The organism is Pseudomonas sp. BF-B-15, from assembly GCF_019946675.1.
GTDB lineage: Bacteria > Pseudomonadota > Gammaproteobacteria > Pseudomonadales > Pseudomonadaceae > Aquipseudomonas > Aquipseudomonas migulae.
In genome coordinates this window covers 1-11,471 of the sequence record NZ_JAGYFZ010000143.1, presented here as the reverse complement: position 1 = coordinate 11,471, position 11,471 = coordinate 1, and the positions used below count along the sequence as shown (strand labels likewise).

Genomic DNA, 11,471 nt, shown 5'->3' with positions numbered 1-11,471 from the left:
GGTGGGTCAGCTGCATCGGCGTAGACTGACACTCCATCGCGAGCAGGCTCGCTCCCACAGTGGATTGACGGCGTTTACCAGGGAATGTTTTCACCCCTGTAATTGACGAAGTGGTGCCCGCCCTTGCCGGTGTAAGCATTCACCTGATCCACCAACCCGCGCACACTGGTTTCCACGTCGATATCGGCGCCTTCACCGCCCATGTCGGTTTTCACCCAGCCCGGATGCAGCGACAGCACCGTCAGTTTCTGATCGCCCAATTGCGTCACAAAGCTGTTGGTCATCGAGTTCAATGCCGCCTTGCTCGCCTTGTACAACGCCAGTTCCGGCGCGTCCGGCATGGTCACGCTGCCGAGCACCGAACTCATGAACGCCAGCACGCCGCTGTCCGGGCGAATCTGCCCGGCAAACCGCTGAGCCAGGTTGATCGGCGCCACCGCATTGGTGAAGAACAACTGACCGACTTCAGCCAGCGTCGCACCGCCCGGCGTCTGCACGTCAGGGCCTTTTACCCCGGCATTCACGAACAACAGATCAAACACTTCGCCCTTGAGTTGCTGACTCAGGGCAATGACGGCCTGCTGATCATCCATGTCGAGTTTTTCGATCCGCACCTTGCCCAGCGCCTGCAAGGCGTCGGCGTTTTGCGGGTTGCGCACGGTGGCGGTGACTTGCCAGCCGTCGGCCAGCAGGGTTTTCACCAGACCGAGGCCCAGGCCCCGGGAGGCGCCGATGATGAGTGCGGTTTTTGCCGTGGACATGTGTGGCTTCCTTGATGAATGAGGCTCACGGATTTAATGGACAACGCTGCCCGAGCCGTTGCTGCAACTCGTTGCGCAACGCGCCGAGTTCGTCCATTCGGGTTTCGATCAGTTTGAGTTTGTCTTGCAGCAATTGCGTGACGGCGCTGTCCGGATCGGGCGACCGCCACAACGCGGCGACGCTGTTGCCGATCTCGCCGAGGGTAAAGCCCAGCCGTTGAGCGGTCTTGATGTAGAGCACCAGTTGCACCATGTCATCCGGATATTCGCGATAACCGTTGGCGCTACGTTGCGCCGCGATCAATCCGCGCTGCTCGTAGAAGCGCAGCGTGTCGCGGCTGACGGCGCTGGCCTGGGCTAATTCACCGATGCGCATGTTGATGTCTCGAGAGGGCTTGACCCTGGAGCATACTCCAGGCTTTAGGCTTGTTGCTCCCTGAATTTATGGAGCAGTGCCGATGTGGACTTCAACGCAATATCGCCGCGTGGTGCGGGGCAGCGCCTGGTATGACTTGATCGTGACGGCGGCGTTTGTCACGCCGTGGAGTTTTACTGCGTTGCATGGGTTGTTGGCGGGTTTGAGTCAGGCTTTGGATTTGCCCGGCGAACTGCCGGCGTTTGAGCCGATGCACATGTTGATGGCGAACCTGTTGGGCTCGATCGTGTGCGTGTGGTCGGTGCTGCGGATTCGTGATCCGCAGCAGGTTTATGGCCGGTATGACGCGGTGGGCAGATTCCTGTTCTCCACTTGGCTGCTCTATGCCTTGCTCCATGGCGCCAGTTCGCTGTTGGTGATTTTTCTGGTTTTTGAATTGGCTTGGGGCGTGGTTCAGGTGTTGCCTGTGCGGACGCCTTCGCGGGCAAGCCACGCTCCTACAGGTGTTACGCAAAACTTGTAGGAGCGAGGCTTGCCCGCGAAGGGGCCCTGACGGTCACCACTAATGCCCACCCTGCCAAGGCTGCCCCAACGACACCGGCGCATACAATCGTGTGCGTACGGCATCCCGCGACAGCAGCACCAACACCACAATCGTCGCGACATACGGCAGCATCGCCAGCAGACTCGACGGGATCGCCAGCCCCAACCCCTGCGCCACCAGGTGCAGGATGCTGGCGAGCCCGAACAGATACGCCCCCAGCAGCAATCGCCACACCCGCCAACTGGCAAACACCACCAGCGCCAGGGCAATCCAGCCGCGACCGGCGCTCATGTTCTCCGCCCACATCGGCGTGTAGGCCAGCGACAGATACGCCCCGGCCAAACCCGCCATCGCGCCGCCGAACAGCACCGCCAGCGTCCGTACGCCCAGCACCGGCAAGCCCATCGCACTGGCCGCATCCGGGTTTTCGCCGACGGCCTGAATGATCAGCCCGACACGACTTTTCACAATCACCCACGCCACCAGCGCAAACAACGCGAACGACAGATACACCAGCAGATCCTGTGCAAACAGCATCCGCCCGATCAGCGGGATCTCGCTCAGTAAAGGGATCGCCACCGGCTCAAAACCCGCCAGCGGTTTACCGACCCACGCCGCACCGACAAAGGTCGACAGGCCCACACCAAAGATCGTCAGCGCCAACCCGGTGGCCACCTGATTAGCGTTGAACACCAGCGCCACCAACGCAAACAGTGACGACAGCAACATCCCGGCGAGCATCGCCAGCAACACGCCCAGCCACAGGTTGCCGCTGTTCAGCGCGACGATAAAACCGATCACCGCGCCAAACAGCATCATGCCTTCCTGGCCGAGGTTGAGGACGCCGCTTTTCTCACAAATCAATTCACCCAGCGCCACCAACAGCAACGGCGTGCCGCAGCGCACCATTGCGTAGAAAATATTGCTCAACAGATCGATATCCATCACAGCGCTCCTGCTTGTACGACGGTGGCTGATGCGCGACGCGTCCAGCGCCAATGCAAACGCGGTCGGTAGAGAATCAGCACGTCACTGGCCAGCAGGAAAAACAGCATCATGCCCTGGAACAATTGCGTGATCGCTTGCGGCAGATTCATGCTCATCTGCGCGTTCTCGCCACCGATGTACAGCAATGCCATCAACAGGCTGGAAAACAGAATGCCGATCGGATTGAGCCGCCCGAGAAACGCCACGGTGATCGCAGCGTAGCCATAGCCGGGCGAGACTTGCGGCACCAACTGACCAATCGGCCCGGTGACTTCACATACGCCGGCCAGCCCCGCCAATCCGCCGCTGACCAACAGCGCCAGCCAGATCAGCCGTTTCTCGCGAAACCCGACAAAACCCGCCGCACGCTTGTCCAGCCCGAGCACTTTGATCTGGAACCCGACAAAGCTTTTCTGCAACAACACCCACACCGCCACCAACGCGAGCAGGGCAAAATAAACGCCGGCATGCACTCGACCGTCCTCCATCAACAACGGCAAACGGCTGGCATCGCCAAACATCGCCGACTCCGGAAAGTTGAACCCGGCCGGATCCTTCAGTGGCCCGTGTACGCAGAACAACAACAGGTTTAGGGCGATGTAATTGAGCATGATGCTGGTGAGGATTTCGTTGGCGTTGAAGCGCGTGCGCAACCACGCCGTCAGCCCGGCCCACGCCGCGCCGGCCAGCGTGCCGACGAGCAGGATCATCACCAATGCCCAGCGACTTTGCAGACCGATAATGTTCACCGCCAGCGCACTGCCGGCCAGCGCGCCGAGCAGCAATTGACCTTCGGCGCCGATGTTCCAGATCCGCGCTTGATACGCCACGGCCAGACCCAAGGCGCAGAGCAGAATTGGCAGCGCCTTGACCAACAATTCGGAGACGCCATACAAGTCGCTGACCGGGGCGATCAGCAAGGTGTGCAAGGTCAGCAACGGGTCATGGCCCAACGCGATAAACAGCAGCGAGCCGCAGCCCAGTGTCAGGGCCGCCGCCAATAACGGCGAGCACCACAGCATCAGGCGCGATTGCTGGCCACGGGGTTCGAGGGAAAGCAGCATGTGAAACTCCGTTAAACCGTTGCGGGCGCAAGTGATTGAGGGGCATCGAACTGGCCGGCCATCCAGCCGCCGACGTCGATCAGTCGGGTGTCGACGGTCGCCCTGAGCGGCGACAAGCGTCCGCTGCACAAGGCGCCGAGCCGGTCGCTGATCTGGAACAGTTCGTCGAGGTCTTCGGAGATCACCAGGATCGCTGCGCCGGCATCGCGCAAGGCGATCAGCGCGCGGTGAATGGTTGCGGCGGCGCCGACGTCCACACCCCAGGTCGGGTGCGCGGCCACCAGCAGTTTCGGTTGTTGAAGAATTTCCCGGCCGAGGATGAATTTCTGCAAGTTGCCACCGGACAGACTGCGGGCCGGCGTTTGCGCATCGGGTGTCTTGACGCCGAAGCGGCGGATGATTTCTTCGGCCAGCGCTTTGACCTTGGCCCGCCGGATCAGCCCGTTGCACACCAGGCCTTGTTGAAAGGCGCTGAGCAGGGCGTTGTCGGCCAGGCTCAATTCCGGCACCGCACCGTGCCCCAACCGTTCGGCGGGGACGAAGGCCAAGCCGAGTTTTCGGCGGGCATCCGGCGGCAAGTGAGCCACCGCGTGCCCATCAAAACGCAGGGTTGCACCGTCATTGCGGTGCAGGCGTTGTTCGCCACTGAGCAGCGCCAGCAACTCATCCTGGCCATTGCCTGCCACTCCGGCGATGCCGACGATTTCGCCACGGCGTACGTGCAGGTCGATGTCCTTCAGCGAGCAGCCAAACGGATCGGGGTTGTGCCACGACAATGCGCTCACGTTCAAAAATGCATCACCGCCCACGACCTTCGGGTAATCGGTGATCAGATCGGCCGCTTCCCCGACCATCAACTTCGCCAGTTGCTGATCCGAGCACTGCGCCGGCACGCAATGCCCGGCCACACGACCGCCGCGCAGCACCGTGGCGCTGTGGCACAACGCACGCACTTCACCGAGCTTGTGGCTGATAAACAGAATGCTGCAGCCCTCGACCGCGAGCCGGCGCAGGGTGACGAACAATTCGTCGGCCTCTTGCGGGGTCAGCACCGAGGTCGGTTCATCGAGAATCAGCAAACGGATGTCCTGCATCAGGCACCGAATGATTTCCACCCGCTGCCGTTCGCCAATCGACAGGCTGTGGACCAGTCGCTCCGGCTCCAATGCCATGCCGTAGCGACGGGACACTTCGCGAATTTTTGGCTCAAGTTGTTTTGGTGTACCGGCCGCCGCGCCCATCGCCAGTGCAATGTTTTGCGCCACGCTGAGGGTTTCGAACAACGAGAAGTGCTGGAACACCATGCCGATTCCCAAACCGCGAGCCTGAGCCGGGTTGCGCATGGTCACGTGCCGGCCTTGCCAGATCACCTCGCCAGAATCAGCGTGGGTGACGCCGTAGATGATTTTCATCAACGTACTTTTGCCCGCGCCGTTTTCGCCGAGCAGCGCATGGATTTCGCCGGGCGCAATACTCAGGTCGATGGCATCGTTGGCCAGGCAACCCGGGTAGCGTTTGCTGATTCTGCGCAGTTGCAGGCGAGGCGTTTGGTCGGGGATCGGCACGGGGTTGGGCATGACAGGCTCGGGTCGATGGAGTTGTGCCTGTGGATAAAGCAATTTCCTGGCCATTGAGTCAGGAAAATTGGAAATGCTTGCCGGCCAAGGCATCGGGCGCGCCGCTTCGCCACATTTCGATCCCGACGCAGCACCACATAAGGGCGAAGCAGTAGATCAGGCTCCGGTTTTGCGCATGCACATTTGGTTAAAAAACGAGCAACCCTTTGCAAGCCATGCCGGATATGGGGCCGCGCCAGCCATGAACGGGTTATCCACAGATTGCTCCACAGTATTTGTGCGCAAGCGCAAAGCTCGGGCATAAGCACTGAGCGGCTTTCTTCTAAAGGCGATAAACCACGCTAACTGATTGTTTTTACGTGGATTTAGTCTTTTTGAAGGCGTATTGGACAAAAAGTGAGCAATGCCCGCAAAGCCGCATGACAGAAGGGTTACAGCGGTATGTGCTCAGGTTATCCACAGCCGGGTGCACAGTAGATGTGGGCAAATACACGGGATCGATGGAAGGGTGTTGAGCGTTGTTGGTGCGCTCAGCGCTGCAACAGAATGCGCCCGCGACTCAAATCGGCCAGTTGCGTTTGCAGGGTGTCGATCTGCGCTTCGCCCATCGCCAATTTCAGCTCCACACCGTTGGCCGTGAACGTTTCTTCCACGACCAACCCGCCAAGTTCGGCCACCCGCAGTTTCACCAGCGTCAGTTCGCCAAACCCGCAGGCGCAACTCAGCGGCACGCGGCTGATCAGCTCAACTTTCGGTGCCGCTTGCAGGCACTTGTTCGCGCCGCCGCCATACGCCCGGGCGAGGCCGCCGGTGCCGAGTTGAATGCCGCCATACCAGCGGATCACCAGCACCGCGACCTGGTCGCAATCCTGCGCATCGATGGCCGCCAGAATCGGGCGCCCGGCGGTGCCGCCAGGCTCTCCGTCATCGGTGCTGCGGTATTGGGCGCCGAGTTTCCACGCCCAACAATTGTGCGTGGCGTTCAGATCGCTGTGCTGCTCGATGAACGCCTGGGCTTCAGCAGGGCTGCTGATCGGTGCGGCGAAGGTGATGAAGCGGCTTTTGCGGATCTCTTCGCGGTATTCGCAAAAGTCGCTGAGGGTAAAAGGCATAAGAGTCTTAAATGGCTGGAGTCAGGCCGCAGCCTTTGAGAATGATGCGGATCAGGTTGTCGCCGGCGTCTTCCATGTCTTGCTTGGTCAACTTGGTGCGGCCGCTGACCCGGCAAATCTGCGTGGCAAAGTCGGCGTAATGCTGGGTGCTGCCCCACAACAGAAAGATCAGGTTGACCGGGTCGACCGGGTCCATTTTGCCAGCGTCGATCCACGCTTGAAACACCGCCGCCCGGCCCTGGAACCAGGCGCGGTAATCCTGGTTGAAATATTCGGTCAGGCACTCACCGCCGCTGATCACTTCCATGGCGAAGACTCGCGAGGCTTGCGGCTGGCGGCGGGAGAATTCCATCTTGGCGCGGATGTACCGCGTCAGCGCTTCGGCCGGATCGTCCTCGGCGGTGAGGGTGTTGAAAGTGCTGTCCCACAACTGCAGGATGTTGCTCAACACCGCCACGTACAACCCCAGCTTATTGGTGAAGTAGTAATGCAGGTTCGCCTTGGGCAACCCGGCATTCAGGGCGATGGTGTTCATGCTCGTGCCTTTGAACCCGTGACGGGCGAACTCGTCTTCGGCGGCTTTGATGATGGTCTCTTCGTTCTTCTGACGAATGCGGCTGGCAGGTTTGCCGCCGTGAGCGGGGACTTCAAAGGTCATAGGCACTTCCGAACAGGTGGGTGGGTGCAACCAATGCGTTGATAGCGCAACCACAGTTTCCAGACAAGTCCCGACACGATAAAACCTGACCACCACAAACCCCTGTAGGAGCGAAGCTTGCTCGCGAAGGCGTCTTTACATTCAACATTGATGTTGATTGAGCCGACGCCTTCGTCGGAGCGCCGCCCGGACCAAGCTTCGCTCCTACAGGTTTCCACCTTATTCAGCGTGTTGCGGCCAGGCTTTCCAAAAAGCTTTCCAGCACTAGATGCGGGCGACGTCCCTTACGTGTCACCGATGCAAGGCTCAAGTCATAAAACCGTGCTGTCGGTTTCAGCGCACGCAAGCGCCCTTGCTGCACCCAGAGGCTGGCGTAGTGGTCCGGCAGGTAACCGATGTAGCGCCCGGTGAGAATCAGAAACGCCATGCCTTCGCGGTCTGACGCACTGGCGGTGCAATTGAGTGCCTGGTAATGCGCCTGAATCTCGGCCGGCAAGCGGAAGGTCGGGGCGATGGCGTCCTGACTGTTGAGGCGCTCATCGTCCAGTTGTTTGTCGTCGACATAAAACAACGGATGACCAACCGCGCAATACAGCAGCGAACGTTCGCTGTAGAGCGGCTGATATTCCAGCCCCGACAGGGCGCTTGCCTGCGGCACCACGCCGACATGCAAGCGGCCGTCGAGCACGCCTTGCTCGACTTCATTGGGCGCGATCATGCGGATCTGAATCTGCACATCCGGCCCGCGCTCCTTCAATTGCGCCAACGCGTGAGTGATGCGCATGTGGGGCAGGGTGACCAAGTTGTCGGTCAGGCCGATGGTCAATTCGCCGCGCAGGTGTTGGTGCAGGCCGTTGACCTCGGTGCGGAAACTTTCCAGCGCACTCAATAGCTGCAATGCCGATTGATACACCTCGCGACCTTCTTCGGTCAGGGAAAACCCGGCGCGACCTCGTTGGCACAGGCGCAGTCCGAGGCGCTGTTCCAGGTCGCTCATCTGTTGGCTGATCGCCGAGCGGCCGATCCCGAGCACCGACTCCGCCGCCGAGAAACCGCCGCATTCCACCACGCTGCGAAAAATCCGCAGCAAGCGGATATCAAAGTCGCTGACTTGTGCCAGCGGATCGGGGCGTCGAGTGCTCATAGTTTAGCGCTGGCCTGACTGAACGTTAGAAAAGTTGGATTTCACCGACTTTATCCCCGTGGCAATTTAGCTGCAAGAACGCTTTTCATCTCCACGCCGCTTATTGCCTTGCGAGGTTTTGCCCATGAACTTGCCTGAAAACGCCCCGAACTCCCTGGCCAGCCAGCTCAAGCTCGATGCTCACTGGATGCCCTACACCGCCAACCGAAATTTCCAGCGCGATCCGCGACTGATCGTGGCGGCTGAAGGCAGTTGGCTGACGGACGACAAGGGTCGCAAGGTCTACGATTCGCTGTCCGGTCTGTGGACCTGCGGCGCCGGGCACACCCGCAAGGAAATCCAGGAAGCGGTTGCCAAGCAGTTGGGCACGCTCGATTACTCGCCGGGCTTCCAGTACGGTCATCCGCTGTCGTTCCAACTGGCGGAGAAAATCACCGACCTGACGCCGGGTAATCTGAATCACGTGTTCTTCACCGACTCGGGTTCCGAGTGCGCTGACACTGCGGTGAAGATGGTCCGCGCTTACTGGCGTCTGAAAGGCCAGGCGACCAAAACCAAAATGATCGGTCGTGCCCGTGGTTACCACGGTGTGAACATCGCCGGCACCAGCCTCGGCGGCGTCAACGGCAACCGCAAAATCTTCGGTCAGGCGATGATGGACGTCGATCACCTGCCGCACACCTTGCTGGCGAGCAATGCTTACTCGCGCGGCATGCCAAAAGAGGGCGGTATCGCTCTGGCCGATGAGTTGCTCAAACTGATCGAGCTGCATGACGCTTCGAACATCGCCGCTGTATTCGTCGAGCCAATGGCCGGTTCCGCTGGCGTGCTGGTTCCGCCTGAGGGCTACCTCAAGCGTCTGCGCGAGATCTGCGATCAGCACAACATCCTGCTGGTGTTCGACGAAGTGATCACCGGCTTCGGCCGTACCGGTTCGATGTTCGGCGCTGACAGCTTCGGCGTGACCCCGGACCTGATGTGCATCGCCAAGCAAGTCACCAACGGTGCGATCCCGATGGGCGCGGTGATTGCCAGCTCCGAGATCTACCAGACCTTCATGAACCAGGCGACGCCTGAGTACGCGGTGGAATTCCCGCACGGTTACACCTATTCCGCGCACCCGGTGGCTTGCGCCGCTGGTCTTGCCGCACTTGACCTGCTGCAGAAGGAAAACCTGGTGCAGAGCGTGGCCGACGTTGCACCGCATTTCGAAAATGCACTGCACGGCCTGAAGGGCTCGAAAAACATCATCGACATTCGTAACTACGGGCTGGCCGGTGCTATCCAGATCGCGCCTCGTGACGGCGATGCCATCGTGCGTCCGTTCGAAGCGGGTATGGCGCTGTGGAAAGCCGGGTTCTACGTGCGCTTCGGCGGTGACACCCTGCAGTTCGGCCCAACCTTCAACAGCAAGCCGCAAGACCTTGATCGTCTGTTTGACGCGGTCGGCGAAGTGCTGAACAAAATCGACTGATTTCCCCTTCTATATAGAGGCGCCCGTTGACGGGCGCCTGTGGACAACTTTTCTGGAGCCCCGCATGAGCCTTATCCCGCATTTGATCAACGGTGAACTGGTGACCGAAGACGGTCGCACGGCCGACGTGTTCAACCCGTCTACTGGCCAGGCGATTCACAAACTGCCATTGGCCAGCCGCGAAACCATCCAGAAGGCCATCGACTCGGCCAAGGCCGCGTTCCCGGCCTGGCGCAATACTCCGCCGGCCAAACGTGCGCAGGTAATGTTCCGCTTCAAGCAACTGCTGGAACAGAACGAAGCACGTATCGCCCAACTGATCAGCGAAGAACACGGCAAGACGCTGGAAGATGCTGCCGGTGAATTGAAGCGCGGTATCGAGAACGTCGAGTTCGCTTGCGCGGCGCCGGAAATCCTCAAGGGTGAATACAGCCGTAACGTCGGCCCGAACATTGATGCCTGGTCGGACTTCCAGCCATTGGGCGTGGTCGCCGGTATTACTCCGTTCAACTTCCCGGCGATGGTGCCGCTGTGGATGTATCCGCTGGCGATCGTCTGCGGCAACTGCTTCATCCTCAAACCTTCCGAGCGTGATCCGAGCTCGACGCTGTTGATCGCTCAGTTGTTGCTCGAAGCCGGTCTGCCGAAAGGCGTGTTGAGCGTGGTGCATGGTGACAAGGCTGCAGTGGACGCGCTGATCGAAGCGCCGGAAGTCAAAGCTTTGAGCTTTGTCGGTTCGACGCCGATTGCCGAATACATCTACGCCGAAGGCACCAAGCGCGGCAAACGCGTTCAGGCACTGGGCGGCGCGAAGAACCACGCGGTGCTGATGCCGGATGCGGATCTGGATAACGCCGTCAGCGCTCTGATGGGTGCGGCGTACGGTTCTTGCGGCGAGCGTTGCATGGCGATTTCGGTAGCCGTGTGTGTTGGCGACCAGGTGGCCGATGCGTTGGTGGCCAAGCTGACTCCGCAGATCAAGGCATTGAAGATTGGCGCAGGTACCACTTGTGGTCTGGACATGGGGCCGTTGGTTACCGGTCAGGCTCGTGACAAAGTCAGTGGCTATGTAGAAGACGGCGTTGCCTCCGGTGCAACCCTGGTCGTGGATGGTCGTGGTCTGAGCGTCGCCGGTCATGAAGAAGGTTTCTTCCTGGGCGGTTGCTTGTTCGATAACGTCACGCCAGAGATGCGTATCTATAAAGAAGAGATCTTTGGGCCAGTGCTGTGCGTTGTCCGGGTGAACAGCCTGGAAGAGGCGATGCAACTGATCAACGATCACGAGTATGGCAACGGCACCTGCATCTTTACCCGTGATGGCGAGGCGGCGCGGTTGTTCTGCGATGAGATCGAAGTCGGCATGGTTGGCGTCAACGTGCCGTTGCCGGTGCCGGTGGCTTATCACAGCTTTGGCGGCTGGAAGCGTTCGCTGTTCGGCGATCTGCATGCGTATGGCCCGGATGGCGTGCGCTTCTACACCCGTCGCAAGGCCATTACTCAGCGTTGGCCACAGCGTGCGAGCCATGAAGCATCGCAATTCGCATTCCCTAGCTTGTAAGTAGAAGGGAAGAAGGCCGAGCCCCTTGGGGCTCGGCCTTCGTGTTTTCGGGCTTTTTTGACCCGTATGACAGAAATGTGAAAATAGGTGTTGACGGCAGATTCTGGAAGTCTATAATTCGCCCCACTTCCGGCGCAGTCGAAACGGAAAACTCCTTGGTAAACAATGAGTTACGCAGTTTTCGGCAGCGAGTTGCTTCAGCTCATCGAAGCCCAG

Annotated in this window: 11 protein-coding genes; 3 read left to right on the top strand and 8 right to left on the bottom strand. The window is 60.0% G+C overall.

The genetic code is table 11. From position 1 onward, the window contains the following. Positions 1-74 precede the first annotated feature (74 nt). Both KGA97_RS27420 and KGA97_RS27415 read right to left on the bottom strand, forming a co-directional pair. Entirely contained in the window at positions 75-761 is a 687-nt protein-coding gene (locus KGA97_RS27420; protein ID WP_223435139.1) for an SDR family oxidoreductase, read from the bottom strand. Between the two features lie 25 nt (positions 762-786). Next, complete coding sequence (locus tag KGA97_RS27415) at positions 787-1,137, bottom strand: MerR family transcriptional regulator (RefSeq protein ID WP_008038769.1); 351 nt, start codon at positions 1,135-1,137, stop codon at positions 787-789. A gap of 82 nt (positions 1,138-1,219) precedes the next feature. Between KGA97_RS27415 and KGA97_RS27410 the strand changes: the two genes are divergently transcribed. After that, positions 1,220-1,660, top strand: coding sequence for a hypothetical protein (locus KGA97_RS27410; protein ID WP_223481848.1), 441 nt, complete (start codon positions 1,220-1,222; stop codon positions 1,658-1,660). Between the two features lie 39 nt (positions 1,661-1,699). On the opposite strand, the gene KGA97_RS27405 is transcribed toward KGA97_RS27410, so the two are convergent. The 6 genes from KGA97_RS27405 to KGA97_RS27380 form a co-directional block, all read right to left on the bottom strand. Beyond that, positions 1,700-2,626, bottom strand: coding sequence for an ABC transporter permease (locus KGA97_RS27405; protein ID WP_008031350.1), 927 nt, complete (start codon positions 2,624-2,626; stop codon positions 1,700-1,702). Further along, positions 2,626-3,732 (bottom strand): ABC transporter permease, encoded by a 1,107-nt coding sequence (locus KGA97_RS27400; protein ID WP_223481847.1) that lies wholly within the window; start codon positions 3,730-3,732, stop codon positions 2,626-2,628. Before KGA97_RS27400 ends, KGA97_RS27405 begins: the two co-directional genes overlap by 1 nt. A gap of 11 nt (positions 3,733-3,743) precedes the next feature. After that, the gene (locus tag KGA97_RS27395; RefSeq protein WP_223481846.1) at positions 3,744-5,309 is read right to left on the bottom strand and encodes an ABC transporter ATP-binding protein; all 1,566 of its coding nucleotides are present in this window, start codon (positions 5,307-5,309) and stop codon (positions 3,744-3,746) included. A 530-nt stretch (positions 5,310-5,839) separates the two neighbouring features. Next, positions 5,840-6,421: an IMPACT family protein gene (locus KGA97_RS27390; protein WP_192420876.1), complete on the bottom strand. Its 582-nt coding sequence runs from the start codon at positions 6,419-6,421 to the stop codon at positions 5,840-5,842. 7 nt (positions 6,422-6,428) lie between these two features. Beyond that, entirely contained in the window at positions 6,429-7,079 is a 651-nt protein-coding gene (locus KGA97_RS27385; RefSeq protein WP_008031358.1) for a TetR/AcrR family transcriptional regulator, read from the bottom strand. A gap of 223 nt (positions 7,080-7,302) precedes the next feature. After that, positions 7,303-8,223, bottom strand: a complete 921-nt coding sequence (locus KGA97_RS27380; RefSeq protein ID WP_008031360.1) for a LysR family transcriptional regulator — start codon at positions 8,221-8,223, stop codon at positions 7,303-7,305. A gap of 124 nt (positions 8,224-8,347) precedes the next feature. Here KGA97_RS27380 and KGA97_RS27375 point away from each other — a divergent pair, with 124 nt between their 5' ends. Next, positions 8,348-9,697 carry an aspartate aminotransferase family protein gene (locus KGA97_RS27375; protein WP_192227006.1) on the top strand — a complete coding sequence of 450 codons (1,350 nt, stop codon included), beginning with the start codon at positions 8,348-8,350 and terminating at the stop codon, positions 9,695-9,697. A 64-nt stretch (positions 9,698-9,761) separates the two neighbouring features. Beyond that, positions 9,762-11,255 (top strand): CoA-acylating methylmalonate-semialdehyde dehydrogenase, encoded by a 1,494-nt coding sequence (locus tag KGA97_RS27370; protein ID WP_008031364.1) that lies wholly within the window; start codon positions 9,762-9,764, stop codon positions 11,253-11,255. Positions 11,256-11,471 lie beyond the last annotated feature (216 nt).

Excerpts from the sequence above, each read along its gene's own strand:
- KGA97_RS27370 (WP_008031364.1), top strand. The coding sequence starts at position 9,762 with ATGAGCCTTATCCCGCATTTGATCAACGGTGAACTGGTGACCGAAGAC.
- KGA97_RS27400 (WP_223481847.1), bottom strand. The coding sequence starts at position 3,732 with ATGCTGCTTTCCCTCGAACCCCGTGGCCAGCAATCGCGCCTGATGCTG.
- KGA97_RS27415 (WP_008038769.1), bottom strand. The coding sequence starts at position 1,137 with ATGCGCATCGGTGAATTAGCCCAGGCCAGCGCCGTCAGCCGCGACACG.
- KGA97_RS27395 (WP_223481846.1), bottom strand. The coding sequence starts at position 5,309 with ATGCCCAACCCCGTGCCGATCCCCGACCAAACGCCTCGCCTGCAACTG.
- KGA97_RS27410 (WP_223481848.1), top strand. The coding sequence starts at position 1,220 with ATGTGGACTTCAACGCAATATCGCCGCGTGGTGCGGGGCAGCGCCTGG.
- KGA97_RS27405 (WP_008031350.1), bottom strand. The coding sequence starts at position 2,626 with ATGGATATCGATCTGTTGAGCAATATTTTCTACGCAATGGTGCGCTGC.
- KGA97_RS27420 (WP_223435139.1), bottom strand. The coding sequence starts at position 761 with ATGTCCACGGCAAAAACCGCACTCATCATCGGCGCCTCCCGGGGCCTG.
- KGA97_RS27380 (WP_008031360.1), bottom strand. The coding sequence starts at position 8,223 with ATGAGCACTCGACGCCCCGATCCGCTGGCACAAGTCAGCGACTTTGAT.
- KGA97_RS27390 (WP_192420876.1), bottom strand. The coding sequence starts at position 6,421 with ATGCCTTTTACCCTCAGCGACTTTTGCGAATACCGCGAAGAGATCCGC.
- KGA97_RS27385 (WP_008031358.1), bottom strand. The coding sequence starts at position 7,079 with ATGACCTTTGAAGTCCCCGCTCACGGCGGCAAACCTGCCAGCCGCATT.
- KGA97_RS27375 (WP_192227006.1), top strand. The coding sequence starts at position 8,348 with ATGAACTTGCCTGAAAACGCCCCGAACTCCCTGGCCAGCCAGCTCAAG.